The sequence below is a fragment of the Blautia sp. NSJ-175 genome, assembly GCF_022867815.1.
Classification (GTDB): Bacteria; Bacillota; Clostridia; order Lachnospirales; family Lachnospiraceae; genus Blautia; species Blautia celeris.
The window spans coordinates 182,812-207,778 of the sequence record NZ_JALIFQ010000005.1; the positions used below are offsets into that span (position 1 = coordinate 182,812).

Below are 24,967 nucleotides of genomic sequence, written 5' to 3' on the forward strand. Positions count from 1 at the left end.
GCCTGCAATGACAGGATTGATTCTTATAGCTGTTTTACAAATTCTACGGGATACATGATCCGTTCCGCGGTCTCCTCCACGGAAAGTCCCTGTGCCAGAAAACGTTTTGCCACACTCTCCATACTCTCCGAAACTTCTACAATATACTTATCGGGATCATAAAAACGCATGACACGCTGTCCCCAGGGATATTCCTTGCTTCCATGGATAAATTCTATCCCCTCCGTGGATTTCAGCTTCTTCTCCCAGTGTTCCAAATCCTCCACCTCAAAATAAAGCTGGAAATTATTCGGCCTCTCCCGTGCCTCCAGTTTTACGCCCACAAGCGCCTCATAATCGGACTGCAGGGAAATGCCGCCTTCAAAAGACACATGGGTGCCCAGGTCCATTTCCACCTTCTGCTCCATTACCCTTTCATAAAAATCCTTCGCCCGTTCCATATCAGATACAGAAATCAAAGTACCGCCATATTTCATATTTACAGTCTCCTTATTGGTATGATTTTCTCTATTGTATCTTAAAATTTCGCAATTTCATTGTAAAAATCGGACATCCTCATCCGGTACTCCCCGGGCGTAAGTCCGCACACGGATTTGAAATCATGTATGAAATGGGGAAGATCGTAAAAGCCCGATAAAGTACAGACATCAATCACATGATTTCCGGGGTTCTGCAGCAGCCGAACCGCTCTGTTGATACGGACCAGGCGGGAAAATGTTTTAACGCCCATGCCCAGATACCGGTCAAACACCCGGTTCAAATGCCGTTCACTGTAAAATACAGAAGCAGACAGTTCCTTTAAAGTAATATTCCCCGCATTTTCAATAATGGACCGCACAGCCGCGTGGAGCTGGGGCGGACACACATGTATCAGCTTTGACAAAAACAGTCTGTCAGCGCGGTCAGCCAATTCCTGTATGCTGACAGAACTTTCCAATATTTCCGTCATGGATTTGTTTAACCCCTGATCCATCAGTGCAAAGGAAAAGGTCTTATCCAAAAGCTCCTTCTGTCCTCCCCCTGTAAGCGCAGACAAACCGGCCGGCTGAAATTCAATAATGAACAGCATACCAAACCGGTTTGCCTGCTCTCCCACCCTACAGGACAGGGATGCCGGGCCGAACAGATTACTGCAGATGCCCTTTTCATCCGCACAAAAGGTAAGGGTGGCACTCCCGTGAGGTATCACGGTATAATGATCCGGCATTGCATTCTCACCCGGAAACGTGATCGTATAATTGGAGATCCACGCACGCAGCGCCGGATGCGGCAGAAGATAAATAAAATCCTCACCGGAAAGCAGAATGCGGCCTGACCCGTGGTATAACAGTATCTCATCTTTCGTTATCATAGTCTGTTTTCCACTTTCTTTTTCGCACAGCCTCCGCCGTCCCGTTTGCAGGGTGTGCAAATGGTTTTTCTTTTATTCTAAGGTCTGCCTGCAGAAATGTCAAACCTCATGCGCCCTGTCCTTGTGATAACCGGCTTTCAAAATACTGCAGATGATACTCATCACCCCCAGCCCCCAGCTCCACATACTGTAAGGCGCATAGACCGCGGCCTGGACGCCCACCACACCGGACATGTAAAGAGCCACATCTGTCCAGGGGATGATACTGAGCATGGGACTTGCCGCAGTGTTCGCTACCACTGCGCAGTCCAGGGAGGAGTATCCGAATTCCCTGTATTTCTCTTCCAGCATTTCCACAGGCATGAGAATGGAAAGCGCGGAGCTGTTGGTGATTCCCCCCGTTATGGTGCCGATACACCAACTGCTGACAGCCAGGCCGAAGACAGAGCGTATTCTCCCAAACAGTGTCTCCACAATGACTTCAACAACTTTTATCCTGATCATAATACCGGCAGCCCCCACCGCTGCAAAAAGGATCACAAAAAGAGAAGACATGGAGAGCATTCCGCCCCGGTTGCACAGAGTGACAATCTCCGGCAGAACTGCATCTGCGGAGATTCCTGTCACTGCAGTAAGGTCAAAACCATGATACCCGGCAGCCAGCCCTTTCCAGATGGAGAATCCATTCAGCAGTGTGCCGATCAGGATTCCAATCAAACCTCCTCCGAATAAAGAGACCACAGAGGGCAGGTGTAAGAAACTGCCTGCAACCACCACGATTATGGGGATCAGGGCAATAGGACTGATATGAAAAACGGAAGCCAGCCCCTCTGAAAGCATACTGTGATCAAAGGCAGAATTAGCTGACCCGGAGAGAACCCCCAGAACACTATAAAAAATAATACAGGCAGCAAAAGTGGGAATGCCAATATAAGCCGCCCGTTTCATTACAGTTAAAGAATCTGTTTTTGTAACTGATACCACCAGATTAAAATTATCTGCCATGGGAGAAAAAAACAGACCCACATGGGACCCGGACACCACAGCACCGGCCATTGCCGCAAGATTCACATCCATGACAATGGCAAGGCCCATCATGGCAACCCCAATGGTACCGCAGGTACCGAAGCTGGTTCCGATGAAAAAGGCAGTCACCGCCGTAAACAGAAATCCAAACAATATACACAGACCCGGCGTCACAAATGCAAGCAGATACGTGATCAGCGCAGGTATAGTGCCTGCAAATATGAATGAGGCGGTCAAAAAACCGATCCCGCACAGCAGGAAAAACAAATCTGTAAGCTCTCCCGCCTTCTGATACATTGCCTCCAGAAGCTCATGGAGCGTAAACCCGCAGCGAAGCCCGATCACTCCCACATACGCAGCTGTGATAAAAAGAGAGATAGATATATCAAAGCCCTTCACTGTGCCGGTGAGCATCACTGCAATCATCACGGCAAGACAGGAAAGGGCTTCTGTTTTGGTTGGCCTGCGTGGATTTTTCCCGTTGTTTTTCATACTGCACCTCATTTTTACTTTAAGGTATAGTATCCAACGTTCCATGCAGCTTTATTCACTTATTCCGACACAGTTTCCACGGAATCTCTCTCAATCAAAAGAGGGTTTGCTTCATAAACCCTGACCATTTTTTCTTCCTTTCGCTCCCGGATTTCATTTATGAGAATCTGACAGGCTTTCATTCCCAGCTCCCGCAGAGGCATTCTGATGCTTGTCAGAGCAGGATAAAGATAAGAGGCAAATTCTCTGTCATCGTATCCCACTATGGAAATATCTTTTCCCGGACAGATATCATGGCTGTGGAAATAATCATAGACACCCCCTGCAATGACATCACTCATGCAGAAGATCGCTGTCACGCCCTGTCCGCAAAGGATTTCCGCACAGCGGCACCCTGCCTCTCTGGACCAGCTGCCGTAAACAATATATTCCTCACGGACAGAAATTGCCGCATCCTCCAGCGCTTCACGGTATCCTTCCAGGCGGAGCCTGGTGTGGATGCTGTCCTTCTCTCCTGTGATAACACCAATCTTCCTGTGCCCTTTTTTGATGGCAGCCGTCACTGCATCACAGGCCCCTTTTCTGTCATTGATCACAAAGGAGGGATATCTGCTGGAATGCGTGTAGCCGTAAACCATCACCGCCGGAATCCCCAAATCCTCCGGAATGCATTTCAGAACCCGCTCATGGGAAGTGATATAGAGCAGGCCGTCCACCTGTTTAGCGGCAAGTTCTGAAATCGCATTCTGTACGGACTGTGCAAACTCCTTCTTGCGGAAATAATCGTTTCCCAGTTTACTGCACAGCCTCAAATCCACATGCGTCTGGCCGTATCCTGTATTTTCACAGTATTCTGTTATTCCGTCGACCACATACGGCACATGAAAAACAGTCATATCCTCTATCAGGATCCCCAATGTTTTGGTCCGTTGGAGTCTTAGATTCTTGGCAACCAGATTGGGAGTGTAGTTTAATTCCCTGGCCTTTTCCAGAACCAGCTTCTGTGTCCTCTCACTGGCTTTCCGCTTTCCGTTTCCATTTAAAATATTGGAGACTGTGGCTATGGATACATTACAGGCTGCTGCGATCTCACGAATTGTTGTCATGTCTCATCACTGTTTCCTTTTCTTTTTCCTCAATGACACGGCTCCTGATATGACAACCGCCAGAGAAATCCCTGCTGCTGCCAGTGCTTCTTCCATCTTCAGTGTGTCACCTGTCTTGACTTTTCCCGATTTTGACGTGCTGCCGGCCGCGGAATTCTTCCCGGCTGTGGTTTTGCCGGTCTTTTTTGGTGTATCGTCAGTGTTATCAGCCGCTTTACCTATAAAGACCGTGCCGTTTTTACACTCTGCCGTCTCTGTCAGCTCCTCTGATTCTGCGGCAAGTTCCTCAACTGCAACTTTGATCTCTGTTTTTTCTCCTGACTTCAGTCCCGCATTGTCGAATTTCATCTGCAGAAGAGTCCCGTCTATAGACACCGGGCGGGCAGAAGCGAAGACAAATACGATCTCACCCTCATTTTTATTTCCCGTAATCGGGTCATTGATCTCCACCATGGTATCTGCCAGACTGTCCCCCTGGCCGGATTCCTTTAATTTCAGTTTTTCCCGGTCATAAGTAATACGGATTTTTCCGTTGGTCACTTCACCTGCACCGCTTATTTTACATTCTGCTGTTATCTCTTTATCCTCTGTCTCTATTTCCGGCACCTCAATGTCTACGATCCCTTTGGATGCGGCCCTGACTGACACACACAGAAACATGGATAGCATCAATGACAAAAAACTCCATTTCATTATTCTCTTCATAGGCTTCTGTATCCTTTCTCAGGGAGGGACCTGAAGCCCCTCCCTGCATTCTTTAAAATGACGTGATCAGTTCTGCCGCATATTTTTCGATCAGTGCGGCATCTGCCGTATTAACGGCCTGGTCTTTATTGACATCTGCTGCTTTTAAGTCTTCCTCTGCTATCTCTGTCAGTTCCGCACTTGCTCTCAGTACAGAGGCTGCATCACTGGTATTGATCTTGCCATCATGGTTCACATCACCCAACAGCCGCACCTTTGTCAGACTTTCCGTGAGCATAGCCGCAGCGTCATTGATCTCCTGCTGCAGTGCATCCCCATTATCAAGCACCTGCCTTGCGCTGTCCAGTGCCTCCTGCAGGCCTGCAAGGGAAGTATCTGTATAGCTGCCTGCGTTTTTCAGGATATCTTCTGCCATCTGGACAGCCGATTCCAGTGCTGCTTTGTTTCCGCGCACCTGCATGTTTCCGATAGCCTCTGCCACAGCCTCATAAGCCTGGGAGACCTGAGCCTTGGTACGGTCTTCATTTTCCAGCACTGCCGCTGCTGTGTCAATAGCTGTCTGAAGTGCTGTCTGTGAAGCTTCTGTATATTTGTCTGCCTCCTGCATCAGTTCCCTGGCAAGGTCCGTTATATTCTGAAGCCTTGAGGCATCCACCATGTCTTTCAGTTCTGTGAGGGCTGTGATCAGGGTCTCTGTGGCCCGGTTCACATCCTCCTGGGTGGATGTCTCATCAGACAGCACCCCATTTAAAAGCCTGAGTGCTTCTTTCAGTTTCTTTATCCCTGCCGGGCGGTAGACAGATACATCCTGGTCCAAAATAGCCTGTGCTTCTCTGGCAGCTACCTTCGCAGCAGCCGTGTTCACACCATGCACCAGTTTTCCCCACGCTTTTACAAGCGCTTCGTAGGACTGATCCACTTCCTCCTGGGAAGCGTCGGCTTTTTCCAGGACATCCGCTGCCGCTTTTCTTGCTTCGGAGAATGTTTTAAAGCTCTCTTTGGTGTAATCCTCCTCTGACAGATTCTCCATCCTAGTTACACAATTTCTCAGAATCTCAACATTTACCAGGGCATCCATGGCTGCTGCCAGTTTCTGGGCTGCCTGGTCCACTTCCTTTTGATCGGCACTGTCTGCACCGAGTACAGCCTCTGCCTCCCGGATCGCGTTGTTAAGATCAGCCAGACTCTTCTCTGTATACTTTTCTGTCTGGGCAGCCGTCTCTTTTGCAAGATTCACTGCTGTCTCCAGGTTTGTCTTATCGGCAGGTTCTGCGGACTGTTTTGTCTGAATGAGGATATCCTGCTCTTTATCCGCTGACAGCTCCAGTGTAAATACGGCTTCTGTGCCATCACTGGAAAAACTCTGTATCACTTTTTTATCTGCCACAACCTCATACTCTCCGGCCGGCAGCCTGCTGATGGTTATCTCAGGGGCATATTCCTTCTCTGTTACATTCTCAAGTGTGAGCGCAATACTGCTCAGATCATCTGCAATACCGGCTTTTGTATATCTTGCCTTATCAAGCTGTACAGCGAACTTGTCTTTGTTATACAGAGTCAGGCGTGTGCGTACACCGTCCTTTGGAACAATGGAATATATTCCGTCCGCGTAATCCAGGTCACAGCCATATCCGTACAGTCCTACAATGTCATCATCCACAATATTGGCAGATGCTGTCTTCAAACCGCCCCAGAATCCCAGGGATGCCTCGCCTGACCATGCCCACCAGCCGTCAAGACTCGGGATATAATTGTATCCGTTAGTTCCTTTTTCACTCTGATACTGCCAGGACGCTGCACCATAGTTTACATCACTGTCACTGATCTGACCCGAGTTGATGTTGGCCCACCCTGCCAGATAAGCGCCATAGGTGCCCCTCATAATATCGTCAAATTCCTGATCCGATGTATCCGCATAGGTATACAGATAGTCCTGCTGCTGCCATGCCCCAAGCTGAGTCTCATATCCCAGATTCCACCAGGATTCCCCCATATGCCTGTTGTCGGATCCGTAATAATACCAGAGCGGCTGCATGCCGCGGCATGCCAGAGAGGCAAGTGTGACTTTGTCTGTCAGCGCCCCATTGCCGTACATCTTCGCAAGCGTATAGCATGCCTCGAATCCTGTGGTGTCAATGCTCATCTCCGAAGCAAAGGGATATGCCTCAGCAAATAAGATATCTGCTTTTTCCTCCACTTTGCCGGCCAGCCACGCCTGCTCCTCACTATGTCCGTTCTGTTCCAGGGCCTTCAGGATGTTCGGCAGGTTCATCTCTCCCATATTTCCGAAAATATAGGCACCTCTTCCTCCGTTTTCGTAATTATGTCCGTCAAACATTCCATAAGTAAAATATGCCTTCAGTGTGTTATAGCATCTCAGCAGATAATCATCTGCACTGAGATAATGAGTCATATCAGGGTAGCGCTGTGCGATCTGGTACATATTGTAATAGGTATTGGCCACATGCACATAATTATAGGATCTCCAGGTGCCCTGGTCCTTTGGCGTGCCATCCTTGCCGTCATACCAGCGGTAGACCTTATAGGTATCATGCTGCTGCATATATCCCCAGATAAAGTTTTCCATATAATACTCCAGGGAATCAATCTGGTCCTGCTGGGGGGCAGTGATATTCTTTTCAGAAAGATAGACTGCCGGGGATAATCCAAGGTCATCAGAACCCCCTGCCATCCATTCTTTCCATCCTCCTCCCGGATAATCATCCCAGGATATCTGTTTTCCGGTGGACATATCCCACTGCAGGTATGCTCCGTTGTACCCTTTTTCCGTCTTTGCCTGCTGCTTGTCCACAAGAAAATCCGTGTTGCTCTGGATCAAAGTCTCTATGGGTTCCGTAGCATAATACTGCAGCACACTTTTCTTATCTTCCCCATAATTTACTGTCACATAGTTCTCTCCCAGGTCAGAGAAAGCGATCTCATAGATCTCATAGCCATTTCTGTCTTCCTTTTTTGTTATCTCTGCGCTGTCTGAATCAGCAGTCACACTGTTGATCTGTTCCTTGCATCTCACTGCCAGCGTTGCCTTCATATCCTGGGGGATCACCATTCCCGGAAGGGAGACCGCATCCACGATTCCGGCTTCATAGAGGATGTCCCGGAGATCCGAATAGTCTGATGCCCAGTAAAATGTAAATCCATACGTCTGTTCCGCTTCCGGCTCAAGGCTCAGGGATGTTGCCGGCAGATAGCCTCCCGGACGGTCTTTGGATATCTCTTTGGAATGGATATAATACTCAACCAGACCTTCCCAGCTCGGATCCTTTTCCGCAAACGGCCCTTCCTTAAATCTGGCCTTATCTTTAAACTCCAGCGAAGTCCCGTCATCAGGCACCATAACTAAAAAGGAACCATCCCCGTTTGGCCGCTGCCAGTAAATGTAAGAACCATCCTCTGCCACATAAGAATGACGGGCCACATTCTGTTCATAGATTCCCTCCTGGCTGGTATTCCACCAGGAATTCATAAGAAGAGGCAGGCCCAGATCCGCAATCTCAATCGTTTCATCTGCTGTATTCTGTATATTGATAGACCAGTTGAGCTGGTTCCCCTCCTCATTTAACCGGTAAGTCTCACGCAGCGCAAAATCCTTGATGCCGTATTTCCCGGCAGATGGCGATTCATAGGAAACTGTGACCGCGTCATCTCTTCTGGACACCTTTCTGGTATCATCAGACCAAGAGGTAAGCGCCGGATAATAATCAGAATCACCTTTTTTTACAGTTAATTTCACATCGCCTGTCCAGCGGGAATCATCCACGTCAAACTCCGGCTTTATGGTGGGGTTCATCACATAATTGGTCCCGTACTCATCCCCCGGATTTGAAAGCTTAAAAATACCGCCGGTCTCCTCGTCAATATCTACGGTAAAGTAATCTGACTGCAGCTTCAGATTCACCTCTTCATTATACGCAAAATCCACTTCGTCAAAAACGATACTGGTCTCTCCCTGGGCATCCCAGTCATCCGCGATCAGTTCTGCTGTGTGGATACCCGTAAAATCACTCACCGGCATACCGCTGCCCGGTGCCAGCACATACATGTCCTCATCATTTACTTTATAGTAGGCATCTATGGTCTGTGCCTGGCTGTCATAGTCAATACGGAACCAGCCCTGTGACTCTTCATAGGGGATGATCTTCTCCGTTGTCTCCCCCTGATTTACCACAGTAAAACGGAGTGTCCCGTATCCCATGCGCATCATCTGGGCAAAATTCTCCTCAGATGAATCCAGAGATGTCCGCAGTATGGCCCCTCCTGTCTCATCTGATGAAAAACCGCTCCATTTGGCTTCTATGGAATAATCCTGGTCGCCTGCATTCCTCTTTACCGTACTGATTCCGTCCCCTGCATTTACAAGAGCCAGATGTCCGTCTTCATATCTCACATCACCGTCCTGCCCATACCAGTCATCTGTCAGAACAGGCCCGGTAAAATCTGTGTTTTCTGCTGTGCTATACTGGGCCTCCTTCACAAAAGTGCTGTTGAACTGTAAGAAGTCAACAGATACAGGAGCTGAACCGCCCCATTTCTGTGCTCTGAGTTCAGCTACATGCTTTCCTCCGAAATTGGACATGGCCTCACCATTTCCCTCCAGGGGAATGTACTCATCCTCATCCCCTGTCCTGTACACAGCAATCACTGTCCCGTCATCACTGTTATATCCAATCTGGAACCAGCCTTCTGTGTCTGCGAAATCTGTTTTCGTGGTAAAAGAGGTCTGCACCTTATCGTTGATCAAAAGCAGCTTCAGCTCCCCGTTGCTGAAACGCTGGATCTCCACCAGATTATTCTCTGTTCCATCGGAGACACGGAAGATGACTACGGAATTGTTTCCCTGGGTATCGGCAGAATAGCTGCTCCATTTAGTCTCAACGGTAAAATCGCCGTTTCCCACATTTCTTTTTATAGAAGACACAGGTCCGCCGTCGTTATTCAGGGTCAGTGCCCCCTCCGTATACTCCACGTTTCCTGCCATATCAAACCAGGCAGGATCAAGATCCCCTGTAAAATCATCCCGGATCACAGCCTCTGTTGTCTTCACGATTCCGTTCTCCTCACCGGCTGCGGCCCCCTCCTCTTCAGCGGCTCTTACCTTGATGGTTCCTGCCGGCAGACAGGTGGCAGCCATTGCTGTACTCAGCACCAAAGAACATAACTTCCATCCTCTTTTCTTCATATAGTCTTTAACCTTTTCCTTTCCCGTTCATTCTTTCACCCTGAGATCAGTTCCTTCACCCACACAGCCATCTCTCCCATACCTCTGTTGTTCCAATAGGCGTAGGGGATCGCTTTCAATGTTACATCTGATAACTTCACCGGATGTTCTCCATACAGCACTTTTTCATCCCAGGCACTTTCTTCCATCCTTTTACCCTGCAGCACCAGCTCCGTGATACCCCCGAACAGCTCAGACGGTACCTCCTGTATTTCCTTCTCTGTATCCACATACAGCTCTGCCAGATTTTTCCCGTTGTCAATTTCCTCCAGACAATATACAAGGGGGCCTTTTACCACTGCCGTTTTGCCGCAGTCAGCACGTACCTTGGGATTGGCACGGACAAATTTTGCCGGCGCTTCAAAAGAAATACTGATATCTGCATCTTGCGCAAGTGCAAGATATGCATATCCTTTTTCTTCTTTATATTCCAGAAGCTGTCCTTTTGCGGTCATTTGGTACATTCCGGCGTATTCCGGAATCCTTACTGCCAGTGTCATTCCTCCGTCCGGCACATGGCTGACTTTTATCCTCACCAGATTCTCAAAAGGAAATTTCGTCTCCAGGGAAACCTTGACTTCCCCTGTCTCCATTTCTATGCATACCTCATTTGAAATAAAGAGATGGACATACAGAGCGGTCTCACCAACAGAATATATGTACTGCCCCATGGAAGCCAGGGTTCTGGCTATATTAGGTGGACAGCAGGCAACACCGAACCATTTCTGACGGGTGGGCTTTACATGTTCTTTTGAGGTGCGTTCCATACAATTATCAGGCCACACCTCCAGAGGATTTACATAGAAGAAGCTTTTTCCATCCAGAGCGATCCCCGCCAGAACCGTATTATACAGAGCCCGCTCCACAGTATCTATGTAGGAAGCGTCTTTTGTTATATTCGCCATCCTGATGCCGAACATAGCCAGTCCGATGGAGGCGCAGGACTCCGCATAGTTACAGTCATTGGGCAAATCATAATCCACTGTGAAACGCTCCAGAATTCCGGATGCGCCAATACCTCCCGTGATATACATCTGTCTCTGTACTATGTTATTCCAGAGTCTTTTACAGGCTGCCATCAGCTCCTCGTCCTTATATTCATATGCCAGGTCCGCCATAGCGCTGTACATATAGACTGCCCTTACAGCGTGCCCCTCTGCTGCTTCCTGCTCCCGTACCGGTCTGTCAGACTGGGAATACTCGGGACGGTAATCGGAAAGCTCCGGAAAGATATTTCCGCTGTCGCCTCTGCTGATCTCCTGAAGAAAATAGTTCTCTCCTGTTCCACGCGCATCAATAAAATACTTTGCCAGATCCAGATATTTCCGTTTTCCGGTCACCTGGAATAGTTTGATCAAACCGATTTCCACTTCCTGATGTCCCGGATACCCATGGATTTTCCCATCCTCACTGCCGAATGTATCACAGAGCAGATCCGCCAGTTTCTCCACCACGCCCAGGAATTTTTTCTTTCCAGTTCCCTGGTAATAGGCTGTGGCTGCCTCCATCATATGCCCTGCAGTATATAGTTCATGGCCTTCCCGCAGGTTCTTCCACCTTTTATCCGGCTCTTTTATAATAAAATAGGTATCCAGATACCCATCCTCCTGCTGCGCCTCCGCAATGAGATCTATGACCTCATCTGCGGTCTTCTCCAGCTCAGGATTTTTCTCTGCTGCCAGAGAGAATCCCACTGCCTCCAGCCATTTGGCTATATCGGTATCCTGGAATACCGCGCCGTAAAATTCTCCTTTTTTTCTGCCTGCCGCAACGGCGAAATTCTCCAGGCAGTGGGACGGCTCCGCATCCGGGATACGGTCATTCATGGCATCCCACTGGTAGGGGATGATTGCTTCTCCCACCAGCTTCACGTGCTTTGTCCAAAAAGGATCCCGTATTTTTATTTTTTGAAGATCAATAGGTTGTAATCTCATTTTATTCCTCCTGATTTGCCTTATATCCGGCCTATGCCTTGACTGCACCGTTGGTCAGACCGCTGACAATATATTTCTGCATGAAAATGAAGATAAGAACCACCGGCAGAATCGCTATGATACCAAAAGCCATGGTGGCGTTCCACAATGTCTGATACTGCTGCACATAGTTGTAAATGCTGGAGGTAATGGGCCTTCTCATAGGGTCTGTCATAAAAGTGATTCCATAGATCAGATCGCCCCATGCATATACAAAAGAGAATACGGCAGCTACAATAACGCCCGGTTTTGCTATGGGGAGCATAATCTTCGTAAAGGATGTGATGCTGTTGCAGCCGTCGATTTTTGCCGCCTCATCAAGTTCCTTCGGTATGGAGAGGAAATAGGTCCTCAGGATAATAATACTGAACGGGATTCCAAGGGTAGCGTCTGCCAGGATGGGAGCCAGATAAGAATTCAGCAGGCCCATCTTGGAGAACATAATATACAGGGATGTCAGGATCAGGGTTGACGGAAGCATCTGTGTCATAAGGAAATATAAGATCAGGACTTTTCTGCCGCTGAATTTAAACCTGGCCAGCCCGTATGCGGCGGGAATGGACAAGATAGTGGAGATCACTGTGGCGCCCGCTGCAATGATCATACTGTTTTTAAAGCCCCTCAAAGTATCACTGGATGCAGAGAGCTGATCCGCGAATGCGTCCAGAGTCAGATTCTTCGGCCAGAGAGGCGTGGGAATCTGAAAAATCTCTACCTGTGTTTTCAGCGCTGTGACCACCATCCAGTATAACGGGAAAATGAAGATCACAAATACTATGGCTCCGATGATAAAAAATTTCAGGTTTCCTTTCTCGTTCTTCATCTCACATCACCTCGTCTTCATCATTGATCAGTTTAATATAGAAAATACCAACCACGAACAGTATCAGGAACAGAATATTGGCTGCCGCCGCGCCCTTACTGAACTGGAACTGGTCAAAGGACAGCTTGTAAGCATAAGTTGAAACCAGCTCTGTGGCATTGACCGGCCCGCCCTTTGTCATGACCCATACCAGGTCGAACACTTTGAATGTATATACAAATCCCAGCGTCAGCACAGACATGATAGCCGGCTTTATCATGGGGATCGTGATCTGGAACAGTGTCTGGAATTTATTTGCCCCGTCCAGACGTGAGCTTTCATAGATTTCCTCCGGAATGGTGGTGAGTCCTGTGATCAGAAGCATCATGTTAAAGGGAATACCAATCCAGATATTTGCCACTACAATGGCTATCATAGCCAGTTTGGGGTCCAGCAGCCATTCCAGCGGTGCGTTGATCAGATGCAGGGACATGAAAAGCTGGTTGATGATACCGCCTTTGCTGGCAAACATGAATTTGAACAGCAGACCCGCAACCGTGACCGGAAGCAGCCAGGAGATCATGGTCACACCTCGGAAGAAGGAGCTTCCCTTGAATTTTTTGCTGAACAGAAGTGCCAGGCCGAATCCGATAAAAAACTGGAAGAAAATTGATGCCACCGTAAAGATCAGTGTATTTTTAATAGCTGTGGTCAGTATCGCCTCACCGCCTGAAAACAGTTCCTTATAGTTCTCAAATCCTACAAACGCCTGCTTGGATGCATCTGCAAAGGAATATACATCCACATTCTTGAAACTGAGGATAAAGTTCTGTATCATGGGGTATCCCACAAATATCAGCATGTAGATGGCGGCTGGAAGTGCAAACAAAAAACCAACCTTTGGTCCGAGAGTTTTCCCTTTTTTCATTATCTTTCATCCTTTCCTATGAGCAGTTATGGGGTTAAAAAGGGACAGGAGGGTCCTGTCCCTTTCCGGCTGTTTATTTTTCTGATGCCTTCACCTTATCCACGGCTGCCTGTGTATCTTCTGCTGCTTTTTCAGGAGTCTTTGCTGAGGTCATAACCTCCTGGAATCCTGTCTGCAGTGCATCGGAATATTCCGGCCAGGAAGCACTTGGGCCTCTTGGGATGGATGTCTGAAGCTGTGTGATAAATTCTTTCTGGATCGGGTCATCTGTCCAGTAGGAGTCCTGAGCCGCCTCTGTTTTCGGCGGGAAGGAACCGTACTGTTTCATAGCGTCTACCATCACCTCTGTCTTGTCATAGTATTCCATGAATGCAGTGGCTCCGCCCATGTCATCCTGTTTTACAGCTCCCATATTCTCACCGCCCAGAATGGAGGTTGCCTGGTCAGAATCCGCGTCTTTTTTGGGGAGTACCGTCACACCGTAGTTCAGATCAGGAGCGTCCTTCTCGATTCCCGGGATCTGCCATGGTCCGTTCTGCTGCATAGCCAGGTTACCTGCCACGAAGTTGTTATTTACGTCTGACTGTGTCCAGTTCACGCAGTCCTTTGACCAGGAACCGTCAGCTACCATCTCCTGCATAAGGTTGTAGGCATCCGTACCGCCTTTCACATTCTGGTAGTCCCCGCCTGCTGTGTATAACCACTGTAGACACTGGAAGGTTCCCTCATCTGTTCCTGTAGCAGCATTGCCGAAGCCAACCACACCGTCTTTCGTCAGCGCTTTTGCCATCTCATGGAAATCTTCCCATGTGGTGTTTTCATTGGGATACTCCATACCTGCCGCATCGAAGATATCCTTGTTGTAGAACAATGCCGTACAGTTGGTGGCAAAGGGAATGCCGTAATGTTTTCCGTCTGCCATAGTGGATTCCATAGGGCCTTCCAGGTATTCATCCCATTTGATATCCGCATCTGATACATCCCCGAACAGGTCCATCTGAATGAAGGATGCCATGCTGCAGCCGTCCAGGATGACCAGGTCCGGGAGTTCCCCGGATGCCATGCCCAGTGTCAGCTGTTTTTCATAGTCTGCAAAGGGTACATACACATGGGATGCCTCGTATTCCTCCTGTGATTCATTGAAGCCGTCAATGATGTCCTGCATCATGTTTTTCTGAGCATCCGTCTCAAAGTAATCCCAGATGACCACCTCTTCCTTTCCTCCGGCAGTCTTCTTGCTGCTGTCCGTTCCCGCGGAAGCTGTTCCTGCGTTTCCTCCGCATCCTGCCAACATTGTAGCTGCCATAGCCATACAGAGCATAGCGCTCACTACTTTTTTCCTCATTTTGTTTCCTCCCTTTCGTTCGTTTCTGGTGATTTATTTGATATCTAAAGTATAAGAGAATACCGACCTGTCTTATAGTCTAAAAAATTAAACAGGGTGGAAATTCTTCAACTGAATTTCCACCCTGTTTAATTTCTATCCGCATCAATACCTTCGGAACATCTGTTCATACCAGATCATACTTCTTGCACAAGTCTATTTTTATGAACTGTATTACGGTGCCTGTTATCCGTATCTGTGATTTTTTCTCTCCTGTTAGCCAATTCTTCCAAAACAACGCTCTCGTTTTTCTCGAATCTGTAATAAAATATCATAATGACCGCACCTATGATGAAAAATGCAGCCGGCAGGTAAGAGAAACCGGTCTTCATCGCTGCCAGTGCAGTCGCCGACTGCTTCTGATTTGCAACATACCCAAAATGCTGCATCAGCTTCAGCGGTACAAAATCTCCCAATCCGGTACCTACCTGAAGTCCCACTGCACTTCCCACTGCGGTCAAAAAGCCGCTGGCTCTCACTCCGTTTTTATATTCACCGTAATCCACGGTGTCAGACAGCATGGCAAAGGGCATGGACACCGCGATCCCGGTTCCGATACTTGTGATCACCCAGGCAATCACGATCACTGTAAAATTTCTTCCTGCAATACCTAAGGATATCTGACCTACAGCAGCGATAAAGAATCCAAGAATCATAATACAGGTTTTTGATAATCTTCGTGCCAGAAATGGAATGGCCGCAACTCCGATCATCTGTGTCAACACCAATGCGTTCAGAATAGAAACATAATTCTCATTTTCCAGATAATAACGGGAATAATAGATCAGGGAAGAGGTTCTGGTTGAATTGCCCAGCCAATAAAAAGCACTTCCCAACACCACGATAACCCACGGCCAGTTTGACCTGAGCGCCTTGAAGCTGTCTCTGATCGGAAGACTTTTAGCAGTCTTTGCATTTACCTCTCTCGTATTCCTGAATGCATAGAAAAACATACATACCGAAATAGCTGTGTATAGCAGCACGGTCAGTGAGAATCCCTGCTGTCTGTTGCCTCTGCCCAGCACGGATACCAGTGTCAGGGTAAATGTCGCCGTTACAAAATATCCTATGTTTCCTCCAATCATTCTAAAAGAATTCAGCTTTGTCCTCTCATAGGACTCATTACTTAAATTGGGCAGAATGGCCGTTATAGGTGTAGAAATACCGGTATAGAGGATGCTTGCGGTCAGATAAGTGAATGCCGCGTAAGCAACTCTGGAGTTTCCCGACAAATGCGGTGTAAAGAAAGTAAGACACATAAACACCCCAAAAGGTATTGCCAGCCTTGCAAACCATGGACGGCTCTTGCCGTATACTGATCTTGTTTTATCAATTGCCAGCCCCCACAGCGGAACAGTAGCGGTATTGAGAATCCGGACAAACAGAGCGATTATGGCTGCTGTTCCGATAGAAAGCCCGAATACATCTGTGTGGTAAAAATTAATAAAGCTGGTCAGAGTACAGTACAATAGGTTTCCTGCCGCATCTGTACCCGCGTACGCGATTCTGTTTTTTAAAGACAGGCCGTTGCTGTTTGTTTTTGTATTACTCATTTTAAATGTGCTCCTCATACTTTTTTCTGTAATTCTGCGGAGAAATACCCATACGTTTCTTGAAACAGTTGGAAAAATATATCTCTGAATTGAAACCAACCATCTTGGCGATTGTCCCTATCCCATATTCGGAACGAAGCAGATATTGTTTCGCATATTCCATCCGCATTTCCATCAAAACCTCCATTGGTGTTTTCCCATAAGCCGCCTTCATCACTTTTGCCAGGTAATTACTGTGCAGATGGAAGACCTCTGATAAAAGTTGATTTGATACAGGCTGTCCTAAATTATTCTCTAAATACATATAGATCTGTTCTGCCAGCACCGTACTTCTATCCTTATACATACCCAGACTTTCAATGAATTTCAAAAATCTCAAAAACAGCTCTTCCGTCTTCCATATATATTCTTTACCGGAAGTTGTACTGTCCAGCAGGTTATGAAACAGTCCAAACAGCATGGCCGGCTCTTTGATCAACGCATGCTTCGGCAGATGAAGCGTGTAAGAACATTGATGGTAATGTAATTCCGGTATAGGCAGATTGGAAATAAACCGGCTCGCTCTTCTGCTCTGCCTCCACTGCGCCGTTGTATAAAAATGCAGCCAATAGAATTCCGTATCCTCCTGACACGGTCTCCATGAAAAATGATGTCTGTCAGGTAATAAGATAAACAGTTCATTTTCCTTTACCACATATTGAGAGTCATCTTCAGAGAGAAATAACTTCCCCTTCTTCACCGCAATCAGGTCAAAGTATCCTAGATTCCTTCTGTTTATATGATTCTGGCCTTTTTTCATCATCCGATAGTTTCCCTCTATAAAATCGGGAAATGGCGGAACCGAAATAGAGATAATATCATCTGACATATAGTTACCTTCTTATCTGTAATACAACACTTCTCCCGTCTCCCTGGCACTCTAACAAAGTCATACCATCTTCTGATATATAATAAAAGTCCCTGCTATATGGTGCGAAGCTGGTAATTTTATATCCTGTCTCTGTCTCTTCATAACTGCCATTTATCACACGTAAGGTTCCTTTGTTATTTATGATGAATGTCTTCTGTCCAAAGCTGTCAAGATATGCTGTCATCTCTTCGCCCATATCCCAGTCAGGTGTCTGGTCATCACTGTCGAATAACCTGGCAAAAATACCGCCGTCCCTATAGAAAGCAGCCTGTCCAAAACGGTCTCTGGATAAGTCCGGACGATTGATGTGCGGCCCGGCAACAGCATAGGTGGAAACAGCCATCCCCTTTTTTAAGGGGGTTACAGCCGTTGCATGCGTATCATAACAGTATAGTACACCTGCAGTGGCCCGGTAGCTTCCTTCCAGGAATTCTGTATTTTGTAAATAGGAGAAGACTTTATATGCTGCGGCTGCCGTCAGGCCACCCCACAGGGAGTGGGTCATATAAGACAGGGCTTCCCACCAGCGATCCGGATTCTGTGCCCGAAAATCATTGGAGTATCCTATATTTGCCAGCAGAAGCTCACCGTATTTTTCCGCACTCTCCCGCTTTTTACTTACGCTCAGAGCGCCGGCAGCAGGTCCGAATCCCGCGTTATCATAAAAATGCTCTGTAATTGCCGCTGCATAAGAATCTGCCCCCCGGTGGACCCTGTCCATCATCTTATCCCACAGGGATTGTATTGTCTGCAGTTTTTCTGTCAGCTCTTTTTCTTTGAGTTTTATGAGCAGATCCTCAAAATACAGGAAATAGACACCCAGCATCTGTGATTCCTCTTTTCCCCGTTCATCTTCATGCAAATCCGGATTCACCCTTAACTCAAAGACATCCGCTGCCCACTCCAGATACGTGTCTGCTGCATACAGCTCCAGGATCTGATCATCAAATTCTGACAGCAGATAGAACAAATGTCCTATGTATTCAAAATCCATGCACCGATAGAAGTCTCCGTATAATTTACGGGGTTTTTTAAAATCTCCGTCCTTAAACCATTTTGGCCGCACATATTCCACTGCGCTTTTTTCTACCTCCCTGACCTGATCCACATCCAGGGAACCTAAAAGATTTTTCTTCAGTACGAGATTCAGTTTTCCAAGAGATTCCCCTTGGTTGGATACCGGCTTAAAAGCAAAGGGCGGATTCCCCTCTTTTCCCTCATAAAGTTCATCACAAATATATGCCACGCGTTCGTCTATGACCCTATCCAGCTTATCCATGACATTCATTACCACAAAATCTTTTGTGCCATCTGAAAACTTAATGACTGCTTTATGCTCTCCCAATGCTGTTGGTTTGTATGAGAGATGATACATTTCTCCTTCATACTTTACTTCAATGGACAAACTCTTTACTGTGTCATTTTCTTTAAAAAGTGCCTCGGCTGAGAGGATTTTCAGAGATTCCGAAACTTCAACGGTCAATCTTGCAGTCTCACCGATTATATTAAGCGGCGTATAATCCACTTTAGGATGATTCAGTTTCAGGCCCTTTTCCAGAAACTCTTCCTGATTTCTGTTGATACTTACGACATATTTCCACGTCCTGTCTTCTTCTGCTTTCAGCATAAAGCCATCTTTTTTATATATCCAATCCTTGTTTTGGAAACCTTCCGGATATCCGCCTGCGAAATATAGTTTATGGAACAACATTCCATCCAGAGAAGGGGAAACGTTTTCAAAAAACAAATTTTCATAATCACAGTAAGTACCGATGGATAAGGCTTCGCCTTCAACCTGATAGAATCCCAGATTTCCTCCCCGGTTGTCCCGGCGCACTGCATTTAATTTCGTATAATTGTCAGATATGGAGGAGAATACCGCTGCGGAATTATGTATATTCCTGAGTACCTCTTTGTCCCTGAACATCACATAGGCAAATGAGATCCACACCCCAAAATCTGAGATCCAGATATCTTTTTTCTCCTGGTTTACTAAATGGATGGTCCAGTGAAGCTCCCCGTCATTCTTTCCCATGTCGTAAATCATTATGATCTTCATATTTCCAAAATCATATGTAACTGTGATCTCTGCACCTTCCTTTTCAATCACAGGAGAGAACTCACGGCTGTTACGCTGTTTACCATCTGCCGTAATATCAAAATATCCAAATAACTTATCTGCATCCTGATATCCGGCCTGCGATAAATATGCTTCTTCAATGACCCAGTTCATTTTATACGGGTCATCTTTCATGGATAATTTTGAAATGTATCCCTTTTCTGATATCATCATTTCCAAACTTTTATTTTCTATTTTTATATCATGTTTCATGGAACGCCTCCTTTTCTTAATGTAAATTTATCACCTTCTTTTTCCATAAACAATATGGATATCCAGCCAAAACTTAAGAAATTTCACACGGATCACTACGCATAAAACCTCTCTGAGGAATCCTTTCCCCCGAGAGGTCTCATAATTGATCTTCTGTCACGATGCGATATATCCCCTAATACTTTCTTCCAATGTCTTTGTATCATCTGAATAAACAGATAACCTTACCTTCTTTCCAACGCCTATTCCCAGAACGCCAAGTATAGATTTTGCGTCAACTGAATAATGACCATAGCTTAAGTCTACATGTTCCGGAAATGCAGTTATTTTTGAAACAAAGTCAACTGCATCTTTTTCTGAGTTTAACATAACCTCTAAAATCATTTGTATTTTCTCCTTTAACTATCTGCATGTTTTCTGTTCTTGTTTTTTCATTCTTTTGTATCTGCAACTTTATTTGTTATCTAAAATATAACTAAAAACCTTTCTGACTTACAGTATAAAAGATTAAACAGGGTGGAAATTCTTCAACTGAATTTCCACCCTGTCCATGTTCTGCATCTATTTCTTTATTGTTTCAGCGCTTCCTGTATTCTGCTGCACACATCCTCCGGTGTGCTCACTCCCGTAATGATCTCATACTGTCCTTCTGATAACTGCTCTGACAGAACTGACCAGTTTTCAAAACTGGTCCTTGAGATGCAGTTTTCCATCTGCTCCAGTATGATCCCGTATTCCGGCTTAGCTTTTAAAAACAATTTTGCCACATCTTTTCTGGGAGGCAGAGAGTTCGCTCTCAGATTTGCATTCAGCATTGTGTCAATCTGGCTGTAATATTTTAAAAACGCAACGCTTCCCTCTTTGTTTTTCCCTTTCAGCACTGCTATGTTCTCTCCTCCACGGACACCCATATATCGTTGGTCCCCGGGAAATGCTGCAACGCCGTAGTTGATGCCAGCATCATCCAGAGCAGGAAATACCCATGGCCCGTTTTCCATCATGGCGCATTCTCCTGCAATAAAGGTCCTTGCCACGTCATTCTGTGACCAGTTTACACATTCCCTGGACATCATGCCCTGTTCCACCATATTCTGTATGAACTGAAATGCTCTTTTTGTCCCTTCCCCGCCTGCCTGGTCCAGCTCATCACCGGCTGACAGCATAAAAGAAGCAAACTGGAAAGCACTCTGCTCCCCGCTGACAGCAGACATGGCAAACCCGTACCTGCCCTCCTCTGTAAGACTTCCGGCAGCCGTCTCAAGCTGTTCCCAATTCTCTGGAACAGCAATCTTCTTCTGTTCCAGAATGTCTTTGTTATAGATCAAAGCCACATTGTTGCAGCAAAAAGGAAGTCCGTAATAGCGTCCCTCATACTCCACAGATTCCATGGCATTTGGAAAATACTGATCTAAATCCTCTATCTCCTTTACTGCCTCTGTAATATCCTCCAGCTTATCCATACTGACATAGGAGGGCATATCAGGATTGTCGATGATCACCATATCAGGAAGCTGGTTCTGGGTGATTCCGATTGCCAGTCTTTTGCTGAATTCCGTCACTGGCCCGTGATATTCCCATGTGAGGTGATACTGCTCCTGAGAGGCATTAAATCCATCTGCCAGTTCATCCATGGATGTCCTCTGTTTCTCAGTCTCGTAATAACTCCAGAGTACCAGTTCTTCCCGCTCTTTTTTCTCACCGTCTTCCACCCTGATGCCCTCCGCGGAACATCCAGCCAGGCAGAGGGCACAAAAGACAAGAACCATACTTCGTATACCTTTCATGCATCTTACCTCCTAATTCATCTGCCTGTATTCACCGGGCGATACGCCTGTCTCTTCTTTAAATACCCTCTGGAAATATTTAGGATCATTGTACCCGGTGGCTTTTGCGATCTCGTAAATTTTCATATCCGTTCCTTTTAACAGACGCTTGGCATGGCTCATGCGGAACTGCTTCAGAAAACTGGAGAATGTGATTCCCATCTCCCTGTTAAAAAGGGTACTCAGATATTCGGGTGTGATCTCCAGGACCCGGGAAACTTCCTCCTGCGTAAGGCCCTCCTGATAGTGCTCCCTTATATAATTGATAGCTTTTTTGATCACGTAATTGCTGATATCCTCCCGCTTTACCCTGGTGCTGGTGATGAGCTGGATGACATCCCTGTACGCATTCTCCAATTCATGCCAGGTGACCGCTGCCTCTATATTCCGGAGCAGATTCGCACTTTTCAGATGCTCAAAAAGTGCTCTGTCTATATCCTCCAGGGTATCTCCGATCATATAGTAATTCTTTACAAAAGCCCTGCGGATATCATCCGCATCAAAATGCCCATCCTTCATATAGCGCAGAAATTCCTCTGCCCCTTCCTTTTCTTTTTCCGGATTTCCCTGACAGACAGCATTGCGAATGCGTGTATAAATCTCAGCGGGGGGCAGAAAGGGGGCGGGGTGGTATGCATTCACATCTTCCCTGGTAAGCCATCCCTTTTGGTTCCAAATGAGGGAGAAAGAAATAAGATCATTCAGGTTCTGTGCTGTTTTCTTCAAATCTCTCAGACTTTGGAACGCCTGTCTGGTCCAGATTGGCCGCTCCTCCTTATCCTGGCAGTGGAAGATCAGTCTGTTATAAAAAGATTTTTCCAGGTCCGAAATCCTTTCAAATCCCCATTCTGCGCAGGCCAGAATATAGAACTCCTGCAGGTTTTCCATATAAAAAGCGTACCATTTTATCTCCCGGTACTTCTCTTTCAGCTCTTCCAGGGCTTTCTCTGCCTGTTCTCTGTAGGAAGCCGGTGCGGAACCTATGTACCCGGCAAAGAGAATGTATTGGGCCTGTTCTGCCAGACCACATACCTTCTCCAATATGTCATACTGTTTTTCCTCCTCCTGTTCTTCCCCGAAGATCAGATTTCTCAGATGCACCTCAGGACTGCCCTTGGTAAGCTGTTCCTTTTTTATTTTCTCTTCAATTTTTTCCAGCATATCCTGCACGTCATCCACTGCCAGAGGTTTCAGCAGATAATCATCCACCCCATACTGTATAGCTTTTTTAGCATACTCAAATTCGGAATATCCGCTCAGAATAACTGCATGTACCGGTATTTTCTGTTCATAAAGACGTCGGATCATCTCCAGGCCGTCCATTTTCGGCATACGGATATCTGTGATCACAAGATCCGGTTTAAAACGGAGAACCAGGTCAAGTCCTTCCTCCCCATCGGAAGCCTCCCCCAGAACAATATGGTCTGTCAGTGATTCTATCAGTTTTCCCATACCTTCCCGAATTTTTATCTCATCCTCCACGATTATGATCCTCATTGTCTCCACTCCTTATCCCGTACCGGTATTTTCAGTGTAATAATAGTTCCTATATCCTGTATACTCTTTACATCCCATGAAACATCTTCACCGTAATACATACGCATTCGGGCAAATGCATTGTTCAGGCCGATGCTCCTGCCGTCATCCCGGACTGCCTTCTCAGGATCATTAAAGGTATCTGCCATACCGGGCGGCATTCCCTTTCCGTTATCTTCTATGATGATATCCAGCTCTTTCTTGTCCTCTGACACGATAATATCAACCCGCAGGATTCCTCCGCCCTCAATGCCCTTGAACCCGTGCAGGATCGCATTTTCCACAAAAGGCTGAATGAGAAGCTTGTGAATCCTGATATTTTTTGCCTCTTCACTTACATATATCTCACAGATAAAAGCATTGTTGAACCGCATTTTCTGAAGGCTGACATATTTTTCCAGCCAGTCTGCCATCTCCGAGATGGTCACCATCTGGTTGCTTTTATTTATGCTGTACCGGAGAATGATTCCCAGGTTGCGCAGCATTTTGCTAATCTCATATTCTTGCTTTTCAATCGCCATCCAGTTGATGGAATCCAGCGTATTGTACAGAAAATGCGGATTGATCTGAGCCTCCAGCGCCCGTATCTCCGCGTCTTTCTGCTTCTGTGTGATCTCAGTTACTTCTGTGATCAGATTCTTGACTTTTCCTGTCATGGTATTGAAATTGTCCGCGATCTGTCCCATCTCATCCTCAGTATCCACATGCACCTGAACATCCAGATTACCGCTCTGCACCTGCTGGATTCCCCCTACAATACTCCTTGTGGACCGCTCTATAAGACTTACCGTATAACGTATGAGCAAAATAGAGGCGGCAAACAACAGCGCACCGATAAAAATGGTCAGAAACTGGATCCTTGTCACATCACGCAGCATATAATCCCTGTCATATGCATTATAAAAGATCCATCCCAGCTGCTTGTCCTCGTAACGGTTCACAGCAATATTTTTTCCTTTCAGCTCCCCTGTGTTCTTCACAAAATCCTTGATGGTCTTATTGGTGCTGATGGCTATGCCGGAGTAAAAGGAGTTGGGATAAGTGAGCACATTACCCTTGCGGTCTGTGATAAAATTAACCGCATAAATCTCCGATTCTTTTTCTGTCTGCCCCGTGCTGCACACTGCATTTAAGACAGATTCATTGACACTGGTCACCACTGAGGCAATGGGACCCTTCTGGATATCTTTAAAGTCATACATCTGCTTTGCTATGTGGAAGATCCGTTCCTCCTGATTTCCCCGAACAAAACGCTGGGTAGGTGATATGATCATATTTGTGGCATCCTGTGCCTGACGGTATGGCTCTATGGATGTCATATCCTCATAACTTTCCCAGAGATTATCCACAGCGGATGCCATACCGAAATCATATGTAATATCCTGTCCGTCCGGCAGGATAATACTGATACACTCAATCCCATTGACGGAAGTTCCGTACTGCTGCAGTTTATCACAGATTTCCCGGTAGATACGCGCCTTAACCTCTGAATCTTCTGCCTCATAAACCTTGATTCCATCAATGATCTGGTTATCCGCATAGATCTGGTAGACAAGATTCGTGTAAATATCCAGGGTTAAATTCGTCCTCTCTGATATCTGGGCAAGCTGGTTCACCATAAGGGTGTCTACCTTTTCTTTTATGTTGTTTACAATGACATAGAGCATTAAAATCTGTGCCACCAGAAGCGGTATGACGGATGCAAGTATGAAGGTATATAAAATCTTCCGGCCTAATTTTTGGTTTTTGAACCATTTTAGAAATCCATTTCTACGTTTCATGATTACTTTTAGTTACCTCTTCCTTT

The 24,967-nt window shown here is 46.4% G+C and carries 17 protein-coding genes; all 17 read right to left on the reverse strand.

What is annotated here, in order from left to right; translation table 11 throughout:
• Positions 1-23: 23 nt before the first annotated feature.
• Complete coding sequence (locus tag MUB35_RS10105; protein WP_033141918.1) at positions 24-476, reverse strand: VOC family protein; 453 nt, start codon at positions 474-476, stop codon at positions 24-26.
• Between the two features lie 41 nt (positions 477-517).
• Positions 518-1,351, reverse strand: a complete 834-nt coding sequence (locus MUB35_RS10110; RefSeq protein ID WP_033141917.1) for a helix-turn-helix transcriptional regulator — start codon at positions 1,349-1,351, stop codon at positions 518-520.
• 99 nt (positions 1,352-1,450) lie between these two features.
• Entirely contained in the window at positions 1,451-2,869 is a 1,419-nt protein-coding gene (locus MUB35_RS10115; RefSeq protein WP_244806139.1) for a Na+/H+ antiporter NhaC family protein, read from the reverse strand.
• 59 nt (positions 2,870-2,928) lie between these two features.
• Positions 2,929-3,975, reverse strand: a complete 1,047-nt coding sequence (locus MUB35_RS10120) for a LacI family DNA-binding transcriptional regulator (RefSeq protein WP_103731625.1) — start codon at positions 3,973-3,975, stop codon at positions 2,929-2,931.
• A gap of 6 nt (positions 3,976-3,981) precedes the next feature.
• Entirely contained in the window at positions 3,982-4,680 is a 699-nt protein-coding gene (locus MUB35_RS10125) for a hypothetical protein (RefSeq protein WP_244806140.1), read from the reverse strand.
• Positions 4,681-4,732: 52 nt separating this feature from the next.
• On the reverse strand, positions 4,733-9,880 hold the full coding sequence (locus MUB35_RS10130; RefSeq protein WP_244806141.1) for a DUF5695 domain-containing protein: 5,148 nt from the start codon (positions 9,878-9,880) through the stop codon (positions 4,733-4,735).
• Positions 9,881-9,915: 35 nt separating this feature from the next.
• Positions 9,916-11,853, reverse strand: coding sequence for a glycoside hydrolase family 127 protein (locus tag MUB35_RS10135; protein ID WP_244806142.1), 1,938 nt, complete (start codon positions 11,851-11,853; stop codon positions 9,916-9,918).
• A 31-nt stretch (positions 11,854-11,884) separates the two neighbouring features.
• On the reverse strand, positions 11,885-12,715 hold the full coding sequence (locus MUB35_RS10140; RefSeq protein WP_033141911.1) for a carbohydrate ABC transporter permease: 831 nt from the start codon (positions 12,713-12,715) through the stop codon (positions 11,885-11,887).
• Between the two features lies 1 nt (position 12,716).
• The gene (locus tag MUB35_RS10145) at positions 12,717-13,622 is read right to left on the reverse strand and encodes a carbohydrate ABC transporter permease (RefSeq protein ID WP_033141910.1); all 906 of its coding nucleotides are present in this window, start codon (positions 13,620-13,622) and stop codon (positions 12,717-12,719) included.
• A 73-nt stretch (positions 13,623-13,695) separates the two neighbouring features.
• Positions 13,696-14,967: a sugar ABC transporter substrate-binding protein gene (locus MUB35_RS10150; protein WP_103732569.1), complete on the reverse strand. Its 1,272-nt coding sequence runs from the start codon at positions 14,965-14,967 to the stop codon at positions 13,696-13,698.
• Between the two features lie 176 nt (positions 14,968-15,143).
• On the reverse strand, positions 15,144-16,559 hold the full coding sequence (locus tag MUB35_RS10155) for an MFS transporter (protein ID WP_227211198.1): 1,416 nt from the start codon (positions 16,557-16,559) through the stop codon (positions 15,144-15,146).
• A gap of 1 nt (position 16,560) precedes the next feature.
• Positions 16,561-17,427: a helix-turn-helix transcriptional regulator gene (locus MUB35_RS10160; RefSeq protein WP_033141908.1), complete on the reverse strand. Its 867-nt coding sequence runs from the start codon at positions 17,425-17,427 to the stop codon at positions 16,561-16,563.
• A gap of 4 nt (positions 17,428-17,431) precedes the next feature.
• Complete coding sequence (locus MUB35_RS10165; RefSeq protein ID WP_052099527.1) at positions 17,432-19,801, reverse strand: hypothetical protein; 2,370 nt, start codon at positions 19,799-19,801, stop codon at positions 17,432-17,434.
• Positions 19,802-19,957: 156 nt separating this feature from the next.
• Complete coding sequence (locus tag MUB35_RS10170; protein ID WP_052099526.1) at positions 19,958-20,185, reverse strand: HPr family phosphocarrier protein; 228 nt, start codon at positions 20,183-20,185, stop codon at positions 19,958-19,960.
• A 185-nt stretch (positions 20,186-20,370) separates the two neighbouring features.
• Positions 20,371-21,585, reverse strand: coding sequence for an ABC transporter substrate-binding protein (locus tag MUB35_RS10175; RefSeq protein ID WP_033141907.1), 1,215 nt, complete (start codon positions 21,583-21,585; stop codon positions 20,371-20,373).
• Between the two features lie 12 nt (positions 21,586-21,597).
• Positions 21,598-23,121 carry a response regulator transcription factor gene (locus tag MUB35_RS10180; protein WP_033141906.1) on the reverse strand — a complete coding sequence of 508 codons (1,524 nt, stop codon included), beginning with the start codon at positions 23,119-23,121 and terminating at the stop codon, positions 21,598-21,600.
• The gene (locus MUB35_RS10185) at positions 23,118-24,941 is read right to left on the reverse strand and encodes a sensor histidine kinase (RefSeq protein ID WP_033141905.1); all 1,824 of its coding nucleotides are present in this window, start codon (positions 24,939-24,941) and stop codon (positions 23,118-23,120) included. The genes MUB35_RS10180 and MUB35_RS10185 overlap by 4 nt, the downstream gene beginning before the upstream one ends.
• Positions 24,942-24,967: the final 26 nt, after the last annotated feature.